Annotated in this window: 29 protein-coding genes and 2 pseudogenes; 13 read left to right on the plus strand and 18 right to left on the minus strand. The window is 44.5% G+C overall.

Annotated elements, in window-relative coordinates; genetic code table 11:
• The 5 genes from A8L45_RS20630 to A8L45_RS20650 all read right to left on the minus strand — a co-directional run.
• A partial coding sequence (locus A8L45_RS20630; protein ID WP_139122437.1) for a hypothetical protein occupies window positions 1–323 on the minus strand: 323 nt, incomplete at its 3' end.
• On the minus strand, window positions 295–822 hold the full coding sequence (locus A8L45_RS20635; RefSeq protein WP_068905250.1) for a hypothetical protein: 528 nt from the start codon (window positions 820–822) through the stop codon (window positions 295–297). The genes A8L45_RS20635 and A8L45_RS20630, both read right to left, overlap by 29 nt.
• Entirely contained in the window at window positions 822–1,130 is a 309-nt protein-coding gene (locus tag A8L45_RS20640) for a hypothetical protein (RefSeq protein WP_068905251.1), read from the minus strand. Before A8L45_RS20640 ends, A8L45_RS20635 begins: the two co-directional genes overlap by 1 nt.
• Before the next feature lie 161 nt (window positions 1,131–1,291).
• A complete protein-coding gene (locus A8L45_RS20645) occupies window positions 1,292–1,684 on the minus strand; it encodes a hypothetical protein (RefSeq protein ID WP_068905252.1) in 393 nt (130 codons plus the stop codon).
• Window positions 1,681–2,094 carry a hypothetical protein gene (locus tag A8L45_RS20650; protein ID WP_068905253.1) on the minus strand — a complete coding sequence of 138 codons (414 nt, stop codon included), beginning with the start codon at window positions 2,092–2,094 and terminating at the stop codon, window positions 1,681–1,683. The genes A8L45_RS20645 and A8L45_RS20650 overlap by 4 nt, the downstream gene beginning before the upstream one ends.
• Window positions 2,095–2,283: 189 nt before the next feature.
• Here A8L45_RS20650 and A8L45_RS20655 point away from each other — a divergent pair, with 189 nt between their 5' ends.
• Both A8L45_RS20655 and A8L45_RS20660 read left to right on the plus strand, forming a co-directional pair.
• Window positions 2,284–2,919, plus strand: coding sequence for an XRE family transcriptional regulator (locus A8L45_RS20655; RefSeq protein ID WP_068905254.1), 636 nt, complete (start codon window positions 2,284–2,286; stop codon window positions 2,917–2,919).
• Window positions 2,920–3,251: 332 nt separating this feature from the next.
• Window positions 3,252–3,608, plus strand: a complete 357-nt coding sequence (locus A8L45_RS20660; RefSeq protein WP_068905255.1) for a YibL family ribosome-associated protein — start codon at window positions 3,252–3,254, stop codon at window positions 3,606–3,608.
• A 70-nt stretch (window positions 3,609–3,678) separates the two neighbouring features.
• Here A8L45_RS20660 and A8L45_RS20665 read toward each other — a convergent pair whose 3' ends face one another.
• Complete coding sequence (locus tag A8L45_RS20665; protein ID WP_083228455.1) at window positions 3,679–3,978, minus strand: DUF2442 domain-containing protein; 300 nt, start codon at window positions 3,976–3,978, stop codon at window positions 3,679–3,681.
• 199 nt (window positions 3,979–4,177) lie between these two features.
• Between A8L45_RS20665 and A8L45_RS20670 the strand changes: the two genes are divergently transcribed.
• Both A8L45_RS20670 and A8L45_RS25085 read left to right on the plus strand, forming a co-directional pair.
• The gene (locus tag A8L45_RS20670) at window positions 4,178–4,921 is read left to right on the plus strand and encodes an NAD(P)-dependent alcohol dehydrogenase (protein ID WP_217492196.1); all 744 of its coding nucleotides are present in this window, start codon (window positions 4,178–4,180) and stop codon (window positions 4,919–4,921) included.
• Window positions 4,918–5,148: a zinc-binding dehydrogenase gene (locus tag A8L45_RS25085; protein ID WP_217492197.1), complete on the plus strand. Its 231-nt coding sequence runs from the start codon at window positions 4,918–4,920 to the stop codon at window positions 5,146–5,148. The genes A8L45_RS20670 and A8L45_RS25085 overlap by 4 nt, the downstream gene beginning before the upstream one ends.
• A 93-nt stretch (window positions 5,149–5,241) precedes the next feature.
• On the opposite strand, the gene A8L45_RS23960 is transcribed toward A8L45_RS25085, so the two are convergent.
• Both A8L45_RS23960 and A8L45_RS20680 read right to left on the minus strand, forming a co-directional pair.
• Window positions 5,242–5,913, minus strand: a complete 672-nt coding sequence (locus tag A8L45_RS23960) for a TVP38/TMEM64 family protein (RefSeq protein WP_083228456.1) — start codon at window positions 5,911–5,913, stop codon at window positions 5,242–5,244.
• A gap of 58 nt (window positions 5,914–5,971) precedes the next feature.
• The gene (locus tag A8L45_RS20680) at window positions 5,972–6,700 is read right to left on the minus strand and encodes an SDR family oxidoreductase (protein WP_068905256.1); all 729 of its coding nucleotides are present in this window, start codon (window positions 6,698–6,700) and stop codon (window positions 5,972–5,974) included.
• A 90-nt stretch (window positions 6,701–6,790) separates the two neighbouring features.
• On the opposite strand from A8L45_RS20680, the gene A8L45_RS20685 reads away from it, so the two are divergent.
• Window positions 6,791–7,321: a Crp/Fnr family transcriptional regulator gene (locus A8L45_RS20685; RefSeq protein ID WP_068905257.1), complete on the plus strand. Its 531-nt coding sequence runs from the start codon at window positions 6,791–6,793 to the stop codon at window positions 7,319–7,321.
• A 166-nt stretch (window positions 7,322–7,487) separates the two neighbouring features.
• Here the strand turns inward: A8L45_RS20685 and A8L45_RS20690 are convergent, their stop codons facing one another.
• From A8L45_RS20690 to A8L45_RS23965, 5 genes and pseudogenes are all read right to left on the minus strand, one after another.
• The gene (locus A8L45_RS20690; protein ID WP_068905258.1) at window positions 7,488–7,940 is read right to left on the minus strand and encodes a hypothetical protein; all 453 of its coding nucleotides are present in this window, start codon (window positions 7,938–7,940) and stop codon (window positions 7,488–7,490) included.
• A gap of 178 nt (window positions 7,941–8,118) precedes the next feature.
• Window positions 8,119–8,976: a CPBP family intramembrane glutamic endopeptidase gene (locus A8L45_RS20695; RefSeq protein WP_068905259.1), complete on the minus strand. Its 858-nt coding sequence runs from the start codon at window positions 8,974–8,976 to the stop codon at window positions 8,119–8,121.
• The gene (locus A8L45_RS20700; protein ID WP_068905260.1) at window positions 8,966–9,295 is read right to left on the minus strand and encodes a P-loop NTPase family protein; all 330 of its coding nucleotides are present in this window, start codon (window positions 9,293–9,295) and stop codon (window positions 8,966–8,968) included. The genes A8L45_RS20695 and A8L45_RS20700 overlap by 11 nt, the downstream gene beginning before the upstream one ends.
• Window positions 9,296–9,370: 75 nt before the next feature.
• Complete coding sequence (locus A8L45_RS25765) at window positions 9,371–9,442, minus strand: hypothetical protein (RefSeq protein ID WP_139122439.1); 72 nt, start codon at window positions 9,440–9,442, stop codon at window positions 9,371–9,373.
• A gap of 450 nt (window positions 9,443–9,892) precedes the next feature.
• Window positions 9,893–10,073, minus strand: a pseudogene (locus A8L45_RS23965) (IS6 family transposase); the annotation flags it as partial.
• Window positions 10,074–10,365: 292 nt separating this feature from the next.
• On the opposite strand from A8L45_RS23965, the gene A8L45_RS20705 reads away from it, so the two are divergent.
• Both A8L45_RS20705 and A8L45_RS25770 read left to right on the plus strand, forming a co-directional pair.
• Window positions 10,366–10,974 (plus strand): recombinase family protein, encoded by a 609-nt coding sequence (locus A8L45_RS20705; RefSeq protein ID WP_068905261.1) that lies wholly within the window; start codon window positions 10,366–10,368, stop codon window positions 10,972–10,974.
• Window positions 10,975–10,976: 2 nt separating this feature from the next.
• Complete coding sequence (locus tag A8L45_RS25770; RefSeq protein WP_217492198.1) at window positions 10,977–11,102, plus strand: DUF1330 domain-containing protein; 126 nt, start codon at window positions 10,977–10,979, stop codon at window positions 11,100–11,102.
• Window positions 11,103–11,218: 116 nt separating this feature from the next.
• Here the strand turns inward: A8L45_RS25770 and A8L45_RS20710 are convergent, their stop codons facing one another.
• The 4 genes from A8L45_RS20710 to A8L45_RS20725 all read right to left on the minus strand — a co-directional run bounded on the left by A8L45_RS20710 (window position 11,219) and on the right by A8L45_RS20725 (window position 14,705).
• Complete coding sequence (locus A8L45_RS20710) at window positions 11,219–12,049, minus strand: class I SAM-dependent methyltransferase (protein WP_068905262.1); 831 nt, start codon at window positions 12,047–12,049, stop codon at window positions 11,219–11,221.
• Between the two features lie 323 nt (window positions 12,050–12,372).
• Window positions 12,373–13,044 (minus strand): 5'-methylthioadenosine/S-adenosylhomocysteine nucleosidase, encoded by a 672-nt coding sequence (gene mtnN, locus A8L45_RS20715; RefSeq protein ID WP_068905263.1) that lies wholly within the window; start codon window positions 13,042–13,044, stop codon window positions 12,373–12,375.
• A 147-nt stretch (window positions 13,045–13,191) separates the two neighbouring features.
• Window positions 13,192–13,596, minus strand: coding sequence for a nucleotidyltransferase domain-containing protein (locus tag A8L45_RS20720; RefSeq protein WP_068905264.1), 405 nt, complete (start codon window positions 13,594–13,596; stop codon window positions 13,192–13,194).
• A 203-nt stretch (window positions 13,597–13,799) separates the two neighbouring features.
• Entirely contained in the window at window positions 13,800–14,705 is a 906-nt protein-coding gene (locus tag A8L45_RS20725) for a LysR family transcriptional regulator (RefSeq protein ID WP_083228458.1), read from the minus strand.
• 93 nt (window positions 14,706–14,798) lie between these two features.
• On the opposite strand from A8L45_RS20725, the gene A8L45_RS20730 reads away from it, so the two are divergent.
• The 6 genes from A8L45_RS20730 (at window position 14,799) to A8L45_RS20755 (ending at window position 20,423) form a co-directional block, all read left to right on the plus strand.
• Window positions 14,799–15,710: a DMT family transporter gene (locus A8L45_RS20730; RefSeq protein ID WP_068905265.1), complete on the plus strand. Its 912-nt coding sequence runs from the start codon at window positions 14,799–14,801 to the stop codon at window positions 15,708–15,710.
• Between the two features lie 103 nt (window positions 15,711–15,813).
• Complete coding sequence (locus A8L45_RS20735; RefSeq protein WP_068905266.1) at window positions 15,814–16,251, plus strand: helix-turn-helix domain-containing protein; 438 nt, start codon at window positions 15,814–15,816, stop codon at window positions 16,249–16,251.
• A gap of 28 nt (window positions 16,252–16,279) precedes the next feature.
• On the plus strand, window positions 16,280–16,768 hold the full coding sequence (locus A8L45_RS20740; protein WP_068905267.1) for a hypothetical protein: 489 nt from the start codon (window positions 16,280–16,282) through the stop codon (window positions 16,766–16,768).
• 665 nt (window positions 16,769–17,433) lie between these two features.
• Entirely contained in the window at window positions 17,434–17,745 is a 312-nt protein-coding gene (locus tag A8L45_RS20745) for a cupin domain-containing protein (RefSeq protein ID WP_068905268.1), read from the plus strand.
• Between the two features lie 112 nt (window positions 17,746–17,857).
• Window positions 17,858–18,250 carry an HIT family protein gene (locus tag A8L45_RS20750; RefSeq protein ID WP_068905269.1) on the plus strand — a complete coding sequence of 131 codons (393 nt, stop codon included), beginning with the start codon at window positions 17,858–17,860 and terminating at the stop codon, window positions 18,248–18,250.
• 1,144 nt (window positions 18,251–19,394) lie between these two features.
• Window positions 19,395–20,423, plus strand: coding sequence for an FAD:protein FMN transferase (locus A8L45_RS20755; protein WP_068905270.1), 1,029 nt, complete (start codon window positions 19,395–19,397; stop codon window positions 20,421–20,423).
• A 133-nt stretch (window positions 20,424–20,556) separates the two neighbouring features.
• Here A8L45_RS20755 and A8L45_RS23975 read toward each other — a convergent pair.
• A pseudogene (locus A8L45_RS23975) lies at window positions 20,557–20,715 on the minus strand (IS6 family transposase); the annotation flags it as partial.
• Window positions 20,716–20,821: the final 106 nt, after the last annotated feature.

The following is a 20,821-nucleotide window of genomic DNA, read 5'->3' on the forward strand; positions in this document are numbered from 1 at the left end:
GGCGGGCTTCCCGTTGTTGGTGTTGACGCCTTCGCTGCTGGCGGGCGATGAGATTGAGCAATCGGCCCAGAAGCGCCGCGACGGCGGTCAGTGATTGGAAAAAAGCGGTCATGACGTCCTGTCGGTGTCAGCACTGCGGCCATCAGAGCCAGCAGGGTTGCGGTGATCTGCGGGGCGTGGTCAACCAGCACACTGACCTCGGCATCCGTCAGCCAGCCAAGCCCCGCGGCCCCGGCAAGGGTGCCGATAGCGGCCCAGGTGGAACGCTCGGTCAGCCGGTTGGCAAGATAACGGCTAAGTGGCATCTTCTTCTTGTTGTTCATGGGCTCTCCTTTTCTCAGGTGGAAACACACCCGCTGGGAAATGGCGTATAAAGTCTCGCGCTTCGCCCTTTCCCAACGCGGTGTTGTAGTACTTTTTCCAGTAGGCGGCCTGCGCGGTGAGACAGTCGTCAGCGGGCAGCGGCTCGGGCACTCTCAGGTAATGCACCCGGCACATGGCGACAGCGAAAGCCAGATTGGAGACCAACTGGCTGTCGTCCGGTATCTCCCGGTTTTTCAGGGATGCCTGACTGACCAGCGCCCGGAGTTTGTCGGCCAGTGCCGGGCGATAGGCCAGAAAGTGATGCCAGATATCCTGATAGGTCGCGGGCTCCATCTGGATAATGCCGAGGGCCGGCCCCTTGCCCAGCTGGCGCAGGTAATGGGCACCGGATTCCTGATAAATGGTACCGAGAACCAGTTGCCCGGCTGCCGGGGTGTAAAGGCCGAGGTGACGGAGCACAGGCCGGATCACCAGGGTGTAAAGTTGTGTCGCATCCATCAGGGTTTCCTGTGTCTGGTGGCCAGACGGCGCTGGTCGAAATAGGTCCAGATATCAAAGATAAGGCGGCAAACCACCACCAGAGCACCAAGAATGCTCAGCAGGGCGCTGACGCTGGTGCCCGGCAGAATGGTCAGGGTCAGAATGTCAGGACTGGCTGTCGATACCGCCGACTCTGCCGCCGGAGCCGACGCACTGAACACAGAGACGCCCGCACCGCCGCAATAGGCGATAAGGCGTCCTTTCCAGTCGGAAACACGATCAATCATTGTCATAGGCATATAAACAGGTAAAAAAAAGCCCGCCATAAAAGGCGGGCCGGAGGCTTGCTGTGAGTTTGGATAACGTTTGGTCTGCGCTGAGAGTGTGCCCTCAGGCGCAACATCACCACGTTGACAAACACTCTACACCCTTAGCTCAGGAATGACAACATAATGTTGTTATTTAATTATTTGGTTGGTGACTTAAATCACACTTTTCTTTTCTGATCGCCTGATGTGGCGCTGTTCAGCTCGGTAATGACATGCTCACGGGCAAGCTTAAGGCGGCGCTTGTAGGTCGGTAAACTGACCGAAATGGCATGGGCACGTTTAAGCTGGGTATCAGCACCCGGCGACGAAAGCGCGCCATATTCGTGCCTGAATACCGTCGCAGCCTGTTGGTTACTTTTGGCTAATTTCGCCAGCGACGCCTCGACCGCCGCCTCCATACAATCGACAGGGGCACCGGGTCGGCCACGGGTGCCAAACACTCCCTGACACTCTATCAGTTTGCCCAGTACCGACTGACCACCGGGCAGCATCCGGCCGTGGTGAACCCACCTTGCCCACTGCTCAAACACAGCGTCCCACTGTGCGTTCATACTCTGGCCTCCTGACGCTGAACCCGCCGCTGAATAAGGTGTTCTGACCAGACATCAAGCGGCTCAAGCACATGAGAGGGCGTATCCGGTGAGGGACTGATCAGCACATCACCATGCCGGATACGCAGCGCATTTTTTTCAAGGGAGACGCTGCCATACGGATGACAGACCATGCCGCCGAGACGTCGGTATTCTGCGGCTTCCTCTTCGCTGTTGACCCCGGTGGCTACGGTAACATAGTGGTCTGACAGTCGCGGCAGTGACAGCCGGATCCGGCGTACCCGCTCTGCCAGCTCCGGCAGGTGTCCGAGATACAGACGCCGCAGCCTGGCACTGCCAAGTTCAGCACTGAGCTGTGCACAGCATGCCCGGCCAAATGCTTCATCACCACTGATCGCCAGTAATATCATATTGCTTTCTCCTTGCTAGATCCGATCGGAAATCTAACAACATAATGATGTAATAACAATATTCATTTTGCAGATTAGTATCGCAAAGTGTGGTAATCCTCTGTCAATTAGTGGCACAATGCGTTCATAGCCTGTCCAAAAAACGGCAGGGCACTTTTTACTGACACAGGCCCACTCAGGGGGGGCGAAATGACAAGAGAGTCCAGAGCACAGGCTGCCGACCAACAACAAATAGGGGAACGACTCCGCACGCTGCGGCTGCAAAAAGGCTGGACGGCACGGGAAGCGGCGCTGGCCGCAAGCCGCGAGGCACCGGAAGAGCTGAACATTTCCACCGGACGCTGGCAGAACTGGGAGTGCGACCAACGCAAACCCTCACTGAATCTGTTGCCGATTCTGGCGCGGGCGCTGGACACCACACCTGAGTATCTCGCTGGATGGCGTGACGCTGTCACACATAATATCACGGAGAAGTCATCAACTAAGACCACTGATCGGGACGCCCTCGACACGCTTGGGCTGTCTGACGAGTCGCTCTCTATGCTCAAGGTCAGTGACGACGCGATGGCTCCGGATTTTACCCGCGGCGATCTGGTACTGGTCGATGCGTCCCGCAATCAGGTGATGTCTGCCGGTGTTTACGCCTTGACCTCAGGCGGCGCACCGCTGATCCGCTTTGTCCGCCGTGAGCTGGGACAGGGCGTCACCGTATATGGCAACGATGAGAAACATGCCCCGCCCCAACACTTCAGCGACGAGGCATTTTCTGCATTGGAAGTGATTGGTGAGGTGGTTTTTACCGGCCGCTGGCTGATTGAACGCTGAGTGGGTTGAACGCAGAGTGACAGTGGAAGGTTGCATAAAGGAACGACAGGCGTTTGTTATCAATTAATTCAGGGTGTTAAAGCCCTGCAGCTATGCAGATTAAACACAAATGCCATGCAGTTTAAGCACAGGCGCCATCCAGATTAAGCACAGGTGCCCGGTGTCGGTGGTGTGAATGAGAATGACATTTCTATCGTCCCCCTCATACCTTCCCTGCCCTTTGTTTCAGGGCGCTCGCGTCACCCCAGACACCCCTTAACATGTTTGGGTATGCCATCTTTCATTGCCTGTGATACACTCCGCGCCCAAGTCAATCTGAGTGGTCGATTACCATGAGCATGAAACAAGAGTTACAACAACTGAAAAACCGTCTGAACAAGAGCCAAGTAAAGCTTGATGCCGCTAAGTCTCGTGGTGACGATTTGATGGTGACCAAGTTCACTGACGACATCGACGATTTGAGCAAGAAGATCAGCCAGTTAACTCACAAGCAAAATTTCACGCTGAACAAAGAACGTAAAGCACTGCTTGATATGCCTTTTTCTCGTGAGATCACCAAGCAAGAGCAGAGTGATATGGGCAAACTGAAAAAATCTGTCCGCGGTCTTGTTGTTGTTCACCCACTGACAAAGCTGGGTAAAGAGCTGAAGCTGGAAGTGGTAACAGGTTTTGCACCCAAGCAATTCTGATCGCCAGAGCATTGCCGTTTCCTTTTGTCTGTAAAATGGCAATGCTCAGTCTCGCCTTCTTTAGTACGCGCTAAGCAGGGGCCATTTCTTTCACATCATATAGCTGCGAATTCGGGAACCCCATATCGTAGTCATCCCACTTAAGTTCACCATACGTAATGTTAAACTCTCTGAACTTAACCGGGTCACGATATCTGTGATTCATCGGGTTAACGTCATCACTAAAAATGAATGGTTTGAAGTCGACGGTATTCTTATGGCCATCAGCAAACTCGATGAATAATACCCAGTCGTCAACAACATTAACTGATACCACATCAGGGTACTCTGGCATTGGCTCGCCTTCTTCAATAATCACTTTATCACTCATTTTTTTCGTATCTTCTCAGATTTGTACTGTATCCCCTTCATTAAAATCAACTTTTTGTGAATAGTCCAACACTTCCATTCAGTCAGAAAAAAAACCGCCATCAAGACTCAGCCTGGCCTGTAAATAGCAGTGAATACAGTGTATTAAGTTTATATCGGCCAATGCCAAAATGGACGTGGCATAACTATGTGGAGGGGAAATGATGAAGGCAATCGTACTTTCTCATTATGGCAAAACAGACTCGCTGTCGCTGGTAGAAAAAGCGATCCCACAACCCAAAGAAGGGGAAGTACTGGTTAAAGTTCACGCCACATCAGTCAATGATTTTGACTGGCAGATCATGTGCGGAAAACCCTTTATCACGAGACTGGTGTCCGGCATTTTAAAACCCAACATCGATGTGTTGGGAACCGAGATTGCAGGCACGGTGGAATCTGTTGGTCCCGGAGTGTCATCTTTTGCTGTCGGAGACAGGGTATTTGGTGACGTCTCCGATGCGGGTTTCGGTGGCTTTGCAGAATACGCCAGCGTTTCGCAGACGGCCCTGCACAACATGCCTGATCTGATGACCTTTCAACAGGCAGTCAGCCTACCGCATGCTTCATTGCTGGCATGGCAGGGGCTGGTTGACCTCGGAAACATCAAACAAGGCGAGAGTGTCCTCATCAATGGCGCTGGCGGCGGCGTAGGCGTTTTTGCCTTACATATAGCGAAAGAATTCGGCTGTGAAGTCACAGGTGTCGACCATGCTTTAAAGCTCGATTTTATGAAGGGACTTGGCTTTGACCATGTCATTGATTATCAAAAAACCGACTTTACTGCAGAAGCGACACGTTACGATTTGATCCTGGATGTCAAAACCCAGCATTTTCCGACCCGCTATCTCAACGTACTGAATGAGGCGGCCGCCACATCACCTGTGGTGGCAATACGTCGAGCATGATACAGATTGCGTTACTTGGCCATTTAATCGGAAAGGTAACAGGCAAACGTCTGTCTGTAATTATGCTTCAACCGAACCAAGGACTCGAACATATCAACAAGATGTTCGAAAGCGGCACCTTAAAAACACATATTGATGGCCCATTCTCTTTTGAGGATATTCCAAGAGAAATGGCGCGCTTCGGGCGGGGTGAGCACATCGGAAAAATTGTCATTAACGTGGTGTAAAAAAAAAGCGCCGGTCTGACCGGAGCAACACCCCCCGGTAAAATGAGTGAAAGGTCATCCACTTCACTCGCCTTATCGGGTGACAGTGTGGGTTTAGTTATCTGACAAAGACAGTGTTTGCCTCAACACCAGCTTTCTGAATACCAGCCATCCCAACCAAAAGAAGGCGGTCAGCAACACGGCGGTGATAATTGCAGGTTTTGGATCCTCAATCGTGCTGATTGACCCTGAATACGTGGCAATGACGCAATAGGGGATAGTGTTTACAGACCACGCGATGAGAAACCTTGAGAATGGCATCCCCGTTGTGCCCGCAAGGCAGGCAGTCACCTCAGGTAAAATAGGCACTGCCCTGGACAAGATAATCATCATAAATCCCTGACGCTGAAAGGCCGCTCTCACCTCATCAAGTTTGCTCTTATCTTTCAGCAGAAACATCAGCAGCTTTTCGCCATACCTTCGGCCCATAAAAAAGCCGATACCACCTGCGAGCATCATGCCAATGATTGCCGACAGCGCGCCACCCAAATGCCCCAACAGAAAGCCGGAAAGGATAGTGATAGTGAGTGTGGGCATGGCAACAAAGAGGTCAGCTGACAGTAACAACACGGCCAAGCCGCCCGTGTAAAAGGGAGACAGCGTCTGGGCATGACGTAACCAGTTCTCAATCTGTTGTGCATCAAGAATACCGAGCGCTTTTAAAATAAGAAGCGTGGATGCAAAGCCAAGCGCAAGAGTAAGCATTACTTTAATCAGTGATTTCATCGGGTTTTCCATTTAACTCGTTTTTCGACAATGACAGAGTGCTGACGTACAAGGGTCACTAAGAGGCTTTCATCAACTTGGCTGCCGCAGAGGGCGCAATCCTCGTCAGCCAGCGCAGGATCTTAACCTTTCCAATATCGTTATCCTCAACGCCCCGCTCGATACCGCGTATCAATTGACTTGCTGCTTCCTCCGGTGACATTTTTCCTGACCCTCGGCCTGCCGTCATATTGGTCTCCACCAATGGCATTAACGACTGATAAACACGGATGTGTGTGTCTGCCAACTGGTAACGAAACGAGGTGGAGAACGCGTGAAGAGCACTTTTGGTGGCGCAATAGACGGCGGAGCTGGTTTTCGGCACCAGTGCCAGCCCTGAGTTCACGTTGAGAATCGCGGCGTCAGAAGACGCTAAAAGCGCGGGAAGCAATATTGAGGTTAAACAACAGACTGATGTCAGGTTGGTGGTAATTTCGTTCTCAATATTGTCATAGCTGAAGTCACGACTGATGAAGGTTGGCGCAAACTGCACGGCAGCATTGTTGATCAAGACATCCAGTGTTGGATGGTCGTTTTCTATCGCTGTGGCCGTCTGTTTAACCTGTTCAAGATCAGATAAGTCACACTGATACGGTGTAATGTTAAAGGTGTCGGCAAGCTGGCTAAGCTTTTCGCTGTTTCGGGCTATCACTATGACCTGGTTCAATGGCGCAACCGCCCTGACGACCTCAAGCCCAATACCTGACGTCCCGCCTGTGATCACTATTTTTTTATCAATGAGTTCCATGCACTGCTCCCTGTTCGTATGTGTAGATAAGGTGCTGACAGGAAATGTAAAATGTTGGCGGGGACAGCGCGTTAACTTAGGTTAAAAGTGATGAAATTTTTTGAATTTGTTGAACGTCATGGTGAAACGCTTTTTCGCGCTCAGGGTGAACATATTTTTCATCAGGGAGAAGGTGATAGGAATTTGTACCTGATACAGCAAGGCGTGTTAAAAGCCTATTACCTCAGTGAGGATGGCAAAGAAACCGTGAAATCCTTTATTGGGGAAGGCAATGTCATCGGGAACCTGACGGCAGCACACACTGACTGTGAAAATACCTTTGGGCTGGTTGCGTTGAGCGATTGCGTAATACGTCGGTTCTCTTTTCGTCATCTTTATGAAGCAAGCAAAAGTGATGTTGAGCTGTCGAATAGCCTGATGGATATTCTTCTGGCATTTGCGATAAAAAAAGAACGTAGAGAGAAGGATTTACTCTGTATGTCTGCGCAGGAAAGGTATGAAAAATTGCTTGAAGAGACACCAGACCTTATCGGCAAGATCACCCAAAATGACATCGCAAAGTATCTTGGCATTACCCCTGTGGCCTTGAGTCGAATAAAACGGCGCGTATGCGGGAAGTAAGCAGCCAGTCAGGTGTTAACTGTGACATGTTTGAGTCGGTATTCAGTGAGAGCACCGGGCTCAGCACAAGAATTTAAATCAATTAAGCGAAAAGCATCACTTACTTTAGTGATGCTTTTTATTACTTAGTCGTAAATACATGTCGTCATTTATTTATAAAAACACCCTAACTATCTACCAGGGTTTCTACTGATAGAACACGGTTCCTTAGCGATAACACATACATTAATCCGGCTAAAACTACCCCATAAAAAAGAGGAAGTAAGCAGAGTGTCAGAGCGCTCGCTACCACAAAAGAATCTTCACCACTTAGCTGGCCCGCGGCAGAAATGGTGAAGATAAAACTCAAAATACTGCCCCAGAATAGTGCTAGTTTTGCTCCTATCATCAGGAAACATGTCAGTGTCTTCTTAACGTTATCACTTTCTACTTTTTGGAATGTCAATCTTATTAACGTTAAAAATTGTTGGTATGGATAGCAAATTAGAAAAGATAAGAACCAAGGGATGAAAGTAAGAAATAGCCCCGGATAATCAATAAATATATCTATCTTTCCTGAGATAATCATTGCTAATGATAAAATAGAAAAGTATAGAGCAACACAAAGTATCGTTTTCACTTATTTAACCACCTAAATTAAAAAAAAGGGCATTGTATACCCTTTTAATATGTTACATTTTACGGATAACATCTTTTTCTTGTCGTTTTCCGCCAGAACATTCATATAATTGATCAAGAGTAAGTATGTCCGTATAACTCCCCTATTTTTTAATGATACTTAAGAGATTATATTTCATTTAACTTACTGTTTTTAAATCACTAAAAAGAGTATCCTTATTTTTTATTTTTCTCAAGTAAATAATTGGTGCTATAAATCCAAGCATGCCGATAAGAATCATATAATAAGATTCATCATAGAAGTAATCTAATATAGAACTGCTATCTAAATCCTCTTCATAAGATGGTGAGAAGAGTTCATATGATAATACAGTTATGAATAAAAATAGATTATGAGATGCATGTATTAAAATTGGACCGTACAAACTCTTTGTATGGACCTTGACCACACATAGAAAGATGCTAAAAATAAAAGCGCCTAAAATATCTGTATGTAAAATAGAAAATAATAAGCTTCCAAAAGCTATCGAAAAATAGAATCCATACTTTAGTGATAGTCTTTCAAGAAGAAACCCTCGGAAGAAAATTTCCTCAACTATTGGTGCCAAAACAACCAGAGATAAAAAATATAGAGAGTAATCTAAAATTACGTCTGGATGTGACATATCAACCAGCGTTTTTTCATCTGATGTAAAAATGCCAATAACATAATCAGGATTAACTATGGAAATTAAATAATACACCGAATGGAGTGTAAAGCTTGTCACAAGTAATAGAGAGAACCCTAAAAATATAAACTGAGTATATTTATTTTCTTTAGGTGCCGATACACTCTTGATTATGTCTTTTTTGAATATTAAAGCCATAATTATCAATAATGTAGTACTTGATACGATCTTTATGATATCAAGAATAATATTTGCTTCATCATCGGGAAGTTGGTCTACTTTGAGCAACTGTTTCATGGCGAAATATATGATTTCAGGCACCATGAAAAAGCAGGGTAACATGTATCTAACTTTTTTATCATTCATCATCCAGTGACCTCCAGTTCGTATTATCCCGGTATTCTGTTATCTGCCCTTTTTCCATTTTTACTATCCGGCCAGCCTGTTTAATTTTCTCGAGCCTGTGCGCGATAACCACTTTGGTGATATCCAATAGTTCTATTTTTTCACGAATCCTTGTTTCATTTGCCACATCGAGGCTGCTCGTTGCCTCATCCATATACAGTATGTTGGGTTGCTGATAGAGGGCACGTGCAAGAAGATGTAAAGATATGGGCTGTGAAACGGACACGCTACCATATGATCGCTGATGTTGAGCATCAACGGCCTGCTGCCGAAATAGGGTCATACACTACCTTATTTATGATATTTATGCGGACTTCTGGGTGCTGAATTTAAATATCAACTGCGTCCGGCTGCTTACCTAAAATTTGGTAAATAGGATTTTGCAGTAGTATTTAACTGTATTCTCAGTGATGAATATTTTTCTGGCTATTTCCTTATTTTAACAGCCATGAACCAGTAGGTTTATGATTTGGCATTGCCTTGGAGTAAATTCAATATCTGTAACCTTAACAACAAGTTGGCGCTGTATAGTATTTTTATTTCTTTATTTTGGAATGCATAGATTTCAATATATGGTGCAATATCAAAAAACAAATAGTAAGTATCAAAATTAGCACGATGCAATATTGACATTATTTTTTAGTTGGTCTTTCTTACTTTAAAATAAGTGATTGTGAATTTTGATGTTATTTTTTCTATTTTGTATTCAAAATTATTTATTTTTATTGAATATAAATTTTCTCATTAAAATTTTTAGTGGATAAATATTATAATTATAATGCGACAGGTATCTGATTTTTAATTTTGATTGTTTCCTTTTCTGGCTGCATATTTTTTTACTGCGTCAATACAGTAATGTAAATAAATTACGCAAAAGGCATAGCTTCTGGGAAGACTCAATAAACCAGCGGTAAAGCCTCGAACGGCTAACGGCGATCCCTCGTTCGGCAAGCATATCACTGAGGTGTGCGTAACTCAGGGGGCGCAGAGCCGTACCAACGGACGCACCAAAGAATGATCTCAGGGGCGAAGTGTTTCCATTTGAAGTGGGGATTGTTCATTGGATCATATGTTCAGGGGAAGGTAGCTAGAGTCTGGTGCTCGATTTCAGTTTTTGCTGCCCGTTGTTCGTTTTTGCAACAGGCCCCACTAAACCGACATAGTCATTTTCCAATTTGCTCATTGATTCATGGTATGAGTCCGTCATCACTTGCATTGCAAGTGGTTCTTTTAGGGTGCACTTTACGGAAACCATCAGATTTGGTGCACAGACTGGTTCGCTAATTATTGATTTAACACCCTATGCGAACTAGTATTGAACACCAGACCCAAAACAGACCGATAGTGGACCATATGTTCATAAGAGCCTACCTGAGAGCATCAACTGATGATCAGGATGCAAATCGTGCTAAATCAGAGCTTATTCAGTTTGCTGAGCAAAAAGGTGTACGCATTGCCAGTTTTTACACAGAGAGTCAGTCAGGCTCAAAACTGGACAGAGCTGAACTGGCACGCTTAATAGCTGATTCACATAAAGATGATGTACTCTTGATAGAAAAGGTGGACAGGCTGTCGCGTTTGCCGTTCGAACAGTGGAAACAGCTAAAACAGCAACTGGTGGATGCCGGACTGCATATTGTGGTGCTGGATCAGCCAATGACCCACGGTGTGCTCGATGGCAGTGGTGAGCATTCGATGATATCCCGGGTGTTGACCGAGTTTATGATTGATCTCGCCGCCGCAATGGCGAGGGACGATTACGAAACCCGCAGAAAACGTCAGGCACAAGGGATCGCCAAGGCCAAGACGCTGGGCAAATACCCGGGACGGCAACCAGACCATCAACTGCGGGAAAACGTTGGCCTGCTGCTTAATGAGGGCAAAAGCTGGTCTCAGATCCAGAGCTTGCTTGGCTGTAGCCGCTCAACCATTGCCAAGGTCAGAAAGCAGGCAAAGGGGTAGTGGTGTTGGAGTTTCCCAGCACAACCCATGCGAAGGCGTTTTTGGCTGACTCCGACGTACAGCCCTTGTTTGCCATTCGCCACCAAACAATCGAGAGTAAACTCATCCTGGTTGAGGGGTATTTTTAGCCTTCCTGTCTGTCGCTTTTATTTTCAATCATACCAATAAGTGACCTGTGCGTGACCGTCACTGCTGCATGGCCAGCGTGTTAAGAACCACGGTCGCGCTCAGGCTGACTAAACCGCTACTTGCCTAAGCGATACTGCGCTATGCAGTAATCTTTCATTAAGTAGCGGACAATAAATGGGGTCACCCGAAGCAAGGTACGCCATATAAACGGCATTTTTGCCACAATGTCTGGGCTGGCATCCGCAATCGATTGTGTGGAGACAAACGCGATGTCGTGGTGCCAATGGGTAAGTAATGTGGGATCATCACAGGCCCATTTAAACCACGTTTTCACCCCAAAACGCGCCATGTTCTTTTTATGAGCCTGTGCTGTTGTCATGGAAGATTTGCACATATCCGTTACAAACCAAGCCTCTGGGAATGCGTCAGCAATCTGCACAATCGCTTGTTTCACCTGATGTTCTTCAAGGTAAATGAGTACAGCCTCTGATAAAAACAGGGTTGGTTTACCGAGTTTAACAACAGGCTCTATCCATTCTTTATCGAGCACGCTGCCTTCAATCATAGTTCGGCGAGGTTGGTCGCTGAAAAACGAACGACGTAACGCGATGGAGTCAGAAAGGTCCAGCTCAAACCAGTTGGCCAGCCCGTTATCGATGCGTTCAAAGCGGGTATTTAAACCACAGCCAATCTCAACAATTGTGCCATCGGGATATTTCTCAAGAAAACGCAGGGCGATATCGTCGAAGATCCGCGTTCTGACGCAGGCTACCGCAAGGCTGGAGTCGCCGCGCCATTTGCTGAAGTCATAATCAAGCTGGTCGATGATCTCTTGCGCACGGGGATCGCTGAGCAACCCATTGGGACGTGACGTTTCTTGAGCGCGGCCAAGAAGAGGGATCAGCAGAGTTTCCTGAACAGAACCAAGGGTGACTGTCTTTTTCATACCTTGTCCTTACCGGATTAACACGGGTGTCTGTGCTAACTGATAGCTTTTTATATATGGGTGTTTTAAAAACAGGGGTGTCTTAAAAACATAGGTATCTAAAAACATAGATGTCTGAAAAACATCGCTGTCTGAAAAATATCACTGATGAGAACTATTCTCAATTAAATTTTGTGTACTGGAGAGATGGCGAATAACGTCAAATCAATATGTTAGTCCCGTTTCTCTTCAAGACTGATAGCCTTGAAGACTGATAGCCTTGAAGAACGAATATCTTGAAAATTGAAGGCGTCTTGGATGGCCATTGATGCCACAGTCTCTTGCTATACCACCGACGCCTCCGGTGAGCGTATTATTGAACGTAAGAGTAATTCTGTCGAAGATTGAATGGCCTGTTTCATGTTGCTGTCAAAATCGCCAGGGACGTCCTCGGCAATATCTGAAACACCACGGATACTCACAAAGGGTATTCTGTTTCGAAAACATATTTGTGCAATCGCCGCGCTTTCCATATCGCAGCCAGACGCACCCGTTAATTCAATCAGACGTTGCTTCACGACGAGGTCATTGATAAACATGTCGCCAGAGGCCAACACTGCATCAGCATTAAGGGGCAACGAGCGTGGTAGTTGGGTCGTGACAAGGTGAGACTCGTATGTCGGGTGCCAGGCATAATGTCTATCGCCAAGCCCCAGATTAAAATCATGCTGAACAAATGAGGCAGAGACGATTACGTCGCCTATTTTCGCATCAGGACGCAGGCCACCACAAATGCCCAGGTTAATGATCTCTTGCACCTCAAACCTATCTATCATGGTTTGCGTTGCTGCTGCCGCATTCCCCTTACCCAACCCGCAAATGCACAAAATCACGTCAATGCCCTTCAGCGTGCCTTTATAGATCTGATATGGCGATGCAATGCTTTCAACGCTCTCAAGTTGTTCCATAAGCACGGAGGTTTCTGATTTAATTGCGGAAATAATTCCAAGTCTCATTCCATGTCCTTTGGTTTTTTAATCTTGGGGTTGCTAGATCTCGGGGCTGCTAAATCTCGAGGCTGTTAAATCTTGGGGTTGCTAGGGGTACCAATGCGAAGTGGAATCCCCCGGACCGAAAAAGCGGCCGTAACCCACACAAGCGCGTTAAGCACATACATGGTGCTGAAGCGTCGATAATCTTTCGGTAGGGTCGTAGAGGATATCAATTCCGTCTGCGACAACTCTGTGCGTGCCGGGGTCAACCGGTATATCAGCCCATGCCAGCGTACTGAAATTGAATTCAACTTCAGGGCCATGTTTATAAAATACCCGCAGCGTTTTAACGACACCCCAGTCTTCTATTTTTGTGGACTGAATTCCTCCAAAAAATTCAGCCCAACAGGGATTGCTGATGAACTGATCCGGGTTCGAAACGAAGAGACAGACATCAATATCAGAGTCCGGCTTTTGCGTATTCCTCACGTAAGAACCTGCTATCGCAAGCCCCACGATGTCAGGATTGGATTCAGACCTTTTTGTTAGTTCAATCTTTAATGATGGGTAGTCCACTGCATCTTCCTTTTACTCACCGTCCGATACTCACTGAGGCTGCGCAATATAACGCACTCAAACCGCATCAGACCTTCCTTGATAAACCGCAGAAAAAACTGCCCCTCAATGCTACATCTGCTTGATTGTCTTGTGGACCTTATACATTCTGTTTTGGAGTCAGCTTAAGCAAATTTGTGTCGACACAATTTAACAAGTCCATCTCAAACGAACATATTAAAACGGTTCTTCCACATAGAAACATGTTCAATAAATGCATCAACTCTCATGGGGCGCTTATCACGATCTCTGTACATAATGAACACTTCTTTACCGGCGTCCTGCCAATCGGGCAATAAAGGCAATAGGTTGTGTTGATCATGATTTAGTTCATGAAAGTAATAGGTCGGAATCCACGCAATACCTAAACCATGGACGACAGCGTCTCTTACCAGTAACACATCATTTGAAGAGAATTGGAACTGTAATTCATCACTAAATACTTCATTGGTAGTTTGATTGACGAGTTTCCAGTGACAATCATTATTTACCGTAATTAAACGGTGATTAACAAGTTGTTTAGGGTGGGTAACTGGACCATTTTTTTCAATGTAACTTCTTGAAGCACATAGCCCAAATGGAATCGACCATAATTTTCTCGCAACCCAGTCTTGCTCAATAAGATCACCAAGACGAAAACTAATATCGACGCGTTTAGAGACAAGGTCGATTTTTTCATTCTGAACATCCAAGTCGATACATATGTTTGGATGCTTTTCTGCAAACTCATAGATACATTTTTTCAGCCACAACTGTGTCATATTGATTGGTGCTGATATTTTTAATGTACCACTCAAGGACTGATGTTCAGTGGCAACTCTTGATGACACATTATTTAAGCGAGTAAGGAGTGGCTCGCAGTGTTGATAGTACTTTTTTCCATCAGAAGTTAATACGAAATGATGTGCACTTCGGTTAAATAATCTGCAATTAAGGCTGACTTCAAGTCTTTTTAATTTTCTGCTGATAGTTGATAACGGAATATTCAGATGCTCAGACGCCTGAGTAAGGGATTGATATCGAGCGACAGAAACGAACAATAAAAGATCGTCTAAAGAATGATCTTCCATATTTGGGATTTACTCTCTCATTATTCACTATTAACGATCAAATATGAAATATATAACATGACCGTGTCAAGTAAGTTTTAATCTGGAAGCTCTATGTATAAACATTTATCAATCTGGTGTGGCGTTGTTGTCGCAGTTTTTTTTTGGTCTAGCAATTTTAATGTCATTCAGACTATCAATGGCAACATATCGCCACTCACTTCAGCGACCTTACGGTTTGCGATTGCGGCTTTGATTCTATTGCTGATAAGGGTAAGCAAGCGGTCTAAAAGTGATGTCAAACTGACCAAAAAAAGTGTACTTTCACTTTTTTTATTAGCGACTATCGGTGTTACTGTCCAGAACTTTTCCATTTTTTCTGCAATGAATTTTACTTCTCCTGTTAACGCTGCTGTGATTCAAGCAAATATTCCACTTGTCACTATTATTCTGTCAGGATTCATCCTAAATACGTCCATTTCGTTGAGAGCAACTCTAGGAGCAATAGTGAGTTTCTTTGGCGTGGTGATTGTGATAGCAGGTGGAAAGATTCATTCTATATTCAGTAATATCGGTGATCTTTATATGCTATCTGCTTTAGTCAGTGGCTGTTTATATACGATTCTAGCAAAGCGACTAACATCTGATATCCCAGTGAGCCAGCAGCTACGTTGGATATTAAGCATTGGTACCATTCAAATGGCAGCTGTAGCGATGTACCAAATTGACTTTAGAGATAACTTGAATGAAATAACGCTTATAGATCTGTCACTCATAGCCTATATGAGTTTGTTTGGAACTTTGCTCGCATATTACTTTTGGATGAAAGGTGCTATCGTTCTTGGTCCGGAAAAAATATCTCCTTTATTTAACATCATGCCAGTGTTTACTTTACTTATTTCTTTATTTTCAGGCCAACATGTTCAGTTTGAACATATTTTCGGTGTCTGTATCGTCGCTATTGGGATTTATGTCGGCAATTCATCTCCCTCAAATAAATCTCATCAAAAAGCCCTAAAAACCTAAATAGCTTTTCCCAATAGTAGATCTCAAAGGTAAGAGAAACTCAGTCCTTTTGTGCGATCTGATCAATCGCCAAACCGAAACATACCGACAAAAGGACTGAGTGATGGCCATCATAGCACCGATACCTCGTGGCGAACGTCGTAGGATGAAAAAAGCGATACAGACTACCAAGGACAAGGATTATGCCCGCAGACTTATTGCTCTCATGCAACTCCACGAAGGCAAAACGATTGTCGATGTCTGCCGCATTATCAGTGCAGCCTGCTCCTCAGTGGGTAGGTGGATTGACTGGTTTACTCAAGGCGGCATGGATGCCCTCCACACTTTGCCTGTAGGCAGACCGCCAACGCATCCCGTTAGCGAAATGTGTGCGATGTTGACTGTTCTGGTTCAGTTTTTCCCGCAAAGGATTTTGGACAATTCTCTTCACACCAGAGGGTTCGGGGCGTGCAGACGATCGCAAATTTCGCTCGTGAATTATATTGGAAAAATCGCAGGAATTATATTGGACACGTTGGGGTTTAACCCCCGGTTAGACTAAGTAATTAAACTATGGAGAAATAATTGCAATGAAACATAAAGTTGGATTAATTGTTGGAGCTCTTTTACTGTCAAATAGTACACTTGCCAGTGCAGATTCTGACTTTATTGATTTTGCTTTAAAACAAGCACACCAAAAAGGGTTTTATCAGTGTGATAAAGCCATAAAAAACACATTTAGCACTGCATTTGGCTCCGATATTAGAATTTTCACCGATTGGTTTGATGGAACTAGAAGTGATTCATTAAAACTTACAGGTATATATGGTAAAAAAGGAGATACCGTTTTTGTAGAATCCGAATACCGAGTTAAGAGCGACCAATGTTATGTAACGGGAACAACTGTCGTTACTACAGGAAAATCATGCACAGCATACGCAAGTGAATTGAAATCTTTTGACTACGTTGCTGAAACAGGTGATTACATTGCTATGAAAAGTAAGGGTGGAATTCCAATGTTTTTAAAACCATTGGGCAGCTCTTGTATTGTAACCTTTCAAATGAACGGCGTTTTTTAATAACCTAATAAGTGTGTTAACAATGGACGTTTACTCATGGTGCTTTTTTATAAAGGCACTGTGATTTAGGTTTTTCAATCAGTTCTGGCTAGTATATGCACGTTATTCTAAATTTTTGTGTAAATGCAGGCTATAAGCTAAGGTATCGAAATTAAGCTTAATGAAGATGAGGCTTGGATATTGTTTTCAATAGCCATCAATCCAATAAACACACTTTAGCCTATCTTCTCCCAAACCCAGCTCATCCGAAATCCATAGTTTACAACACCAAATCTAAGCTGTGTCTGTTCAAAAATAATTTAGGGCAATAGCACTATGAGAGTCTAATACCGAGGTTTTAGATAAGAAAAATTTTATCCAAAATTGATCGTCAATCGAAATGAAGGATTTCTCGATACTTGTTGTGCACGGTTAGTCAGTCGCCTCTCAAATACACTGTTTAAATATCCATATCGGCCAATTTATCCAATATATTTCCCATTTTTGCTTTTTCCCCAAAAGGGTTTTGGACAATTCACTTCACGCCAGAGGGGCCGGGGCGTGCAGACGGTCGCAAATTTCGCTCGTGAATTATATTGGACAAATAGCAGGAATTATATTGGACACGTTGGGGTTTATTAACCTGTTATAAGCTACACAGAGTTTGCAGTTAATCTGGATATATTGTGGAAATAATCAGAAGTAAAGAGTTTACGGCAACACGCGCATGGGGTGCTAAAAATATCTCAAATATAAATGGGATCACAACTCGCCTACATTGGACAGATAAACCATATAATTGGCACATTAACGATGGCGAAGAAGTTTTTGTTGTCTTGGATGGTGTTGTTGATATGTTTTATAAAGACAATGGACTTGAGCAATCAGCTACTTTAAATGCTGGTGATATTTTTTATGCCTCTGTTGGTACTGAACATGTAGCTCATCCAAAAGGTGAAGCTAGAATTTTGGTTGTGGAAGCTGAAGGCAGCGTATAACAATTTACTCAAAAGGACGCAAAACGCTTGACTTGTGCTCCTTCGTCGCAAATTTTAGCCATGCATTTATGCGCCCATTAGTAAAGCGTTATAAGTCTTTAGGAGAGATCGGGTGACAACGATTGTTCAGCAAATAGTCAGCCGTGATATTGAAGCTGTAATTATCTATGAATCTGAACAGGTAATTGCTTTCGCTGATCACGACCCCATCAATTACGGTCATATTCTCATTTGCCCGAAAGAACCGTACGAGTCTTTCATTGATTTACCCGCATTAGTTCACGATGAAATCCAAGTTGTAGCAAGAGATCTTTATTCTCGGATCGTCAATAAGTTTAATCCTGATGGCATATCTTTTATCCAAAATAATGGAAAATGTAATGAGCTTGACCATTATCATTTGCACATATTTCCTCGCTTCGATGGAGATCAATTTGGTTGGTTAAGTAGTGATATTGGGATTCAAAGCATAGAAGTTCTTCGTGAGTCTCTATCCGGCTTATAACAAGAGACTATGGTCTTCGCGCTAACTAAAATCTCATTCAATAAGACCTATATTACCCTTATTTTTCCTGATACATCTGGCATACCCGGTGCTCCCCCTTCTAATTCAATTTTGTCCAAAATGAGTTAGAGGATTAGCTTCTCTTTACCACTCATACTAATCGAGAGCATTAGATAACGTTATCAAAGAATGCCGCTTCTAAAGCTCTCAGATAGCTTAACAACCAGCAGAAGTTAAACGCTCCACTAACTTGAGGGGAGACAAAGTGAGCGTATCCTTGAGAAATGGTGAGTCGATATTGAGTATCGAGTCAATTATCTCACCAATAGACACAAGGAGGTGGAACAGGGGATTTAAAAGACTTGCCATTGTTTGCAGAAAACCAAAAGCTGTTCGGTTGACATAGAGCTAGCATTTATCCGCATCAACTTCTTTTCACGAATGAAAATGAGATCAAGGCTCCATTGTACTAAAAAAGTTAAACTTAAATTACTTCGCCACTTTTAATGAAAGTAAAAATAATAAACATAAATTACTGAGATTGGCATATTGTGCACTATTAATTAAATTGCTAAAAGTTCGACAAAGATCAAAATAACAACAAGTAAGATAAGCCAGATAAATCAATTTACACTTGCCTTCAAAAGTGGGTACAGGTATCTTTTGCCGCGCAGTAGAAATTTGTCTGCCCGCTTGTAAAAATACACTTCGAGCGGTCAGTTTTAGCGATACATTCAGTTCGATAACGACAAATTAGCTGTGAAATAGTGAATTTTGTGCCTGGCGTGTAAAGTCAGTGACGAAAAAAGGGTGTTTATTCTTCCTATCCTCCAGTTTTATTGCCTCATAAACGATTTGCTTTCCTTTATTGAAGGCTAAGTACAGCGACAGTTTTTTACGCCTTATCTCTCCAAGGTGGGGCTTTATATTGCATGAATATATTGTCGGAGAATCTGTAATAATGCTGTACGAAAAGCCGAATCGATTTCCTTTCCCTTTCTGTGAGTGTATTTCTGAACGGATTCCTAGCGTCATAGTGCTTGAAGATGAACATGCTGTTCGAATCGGCAGTATAACCTTTGCAGTGATCTTTTTCTGAAACAGATCACTTTAGATAAGTTTTTATTATTGAAAAGAGAAGCAGATGTATTTATTGAAACAGCTCTATGGCGGCATGATTTTCCTGCTCGTCATAATGGTTATGCAAGGCTGTACACAGCCTAGTCAGAAAAAAGTGCAGCTTGAAGGGAGAACGATGGGGACCACCTATCACATTACCTATCTTTCTGTTGATAAGGCGCTGACAGGCCCGGTTGTTCAGGAAAAAGTGGATAGTGTTCTGGCGGAAGTAAATCAAACAGCGTCGACTTATATCGATCACTCAGAGCTGTCTCGACTTAATCAGCATAAAGTCCAGACCCCTTTTCCTCTCTCTGACGATCTCACAGCCATGTTTAACGAGGCGGTGCGTTTAGCGGAGTTAACAGAGGGAGCGCTGGATGTCACCGTGGGGCCCTTGGTTAACCTTTGGGGTTTTGGACCCTCTCAAAAGCCCAGTCACCTGCCTTCGCAGCAACAGATCGATGAGGCAAAAGCCCGTACCGGTATTCATCACTTAGTTTTAAACGGCTCTGCCGTCAGCAAACAAAATGCCGATATTTACGTGGATTTGTCAACCTTGGCAAAAGGTTACGGCGTCGACAAGGTTGCCGAGCTGTTGGACTCGTTAAAAATTGAAAACTACCTGGTTGAAATAGGTGGAGAGATGCGGGTCAAGGGCGATAAAGGCCAAAATGGTGATTGGCGGGTCGCCGTTGAAAAGCCGGTGTCTCAGGAAGTCGCTGTACAAAGAATCATCGTTCCTAAAGACAACGCCGTAGCGACATCAGGAGACTATCGCAATTTCTTCGAAGAAGATGGCGTACGCTACTCCCACATTATCAACCCACAAACGGGCCGACCGGTTACCCATAGATTGGTATCAGTAACGGTATTGGATCCTTCTTGTATGGTTGCAGACGGATTGTCTACCGGATTTATGGTACTGGGAGAGAAGGCCGCGATGAGATTAGCTAATCAACACAATATCGCTGCCCTGTTTATCGTTAAAACGCCGGAAGGTGAGTTCGTCGAAACCTATTCAGAAGCGATGCGCTCCTATATTTCATCGTAATTTATTGCTGACACCATGTGTGCCGAGTGCCCCAACGCTATAGGGGCACTTGATCTCATTTAAAGGGGCTCTCTCATTGGGTTTGTTGCAAAAAACGAAGTGGTGTAAATTTCGCCTGGTTTTATACCTGTATTCAGGTGAAAACCGGCTCCACATTGAACAGCCTATTCATGAAGGCGGATGTCTCCCGTACCCGAGTGTCCCGTTCATCATGACGTAACCAAAAATCAAACAGGCCTTTGTTGAGCATCCGCAAAGATTCGAATCCCTGAATACTCGACCAAGCCCGTTTTCATAGCCGTAGGTTTGTGTCGAAATCAGTGAACAACCTTTGTTTACGTCGCGTGTCTGAAATTCCTATCACACATTTGAATTCATGCTCGGGCTGTTGTCTCTTG

Origin of the sequence: Veronia pacifica, assembly GCF_001707825.1 — a bacterium.
Lineage (GTDB): Bacteria > Pseudomonadota > Gammaproteobacteria > Enterobacterales > Vibrionaceae > Veronia > Veronia pacifica.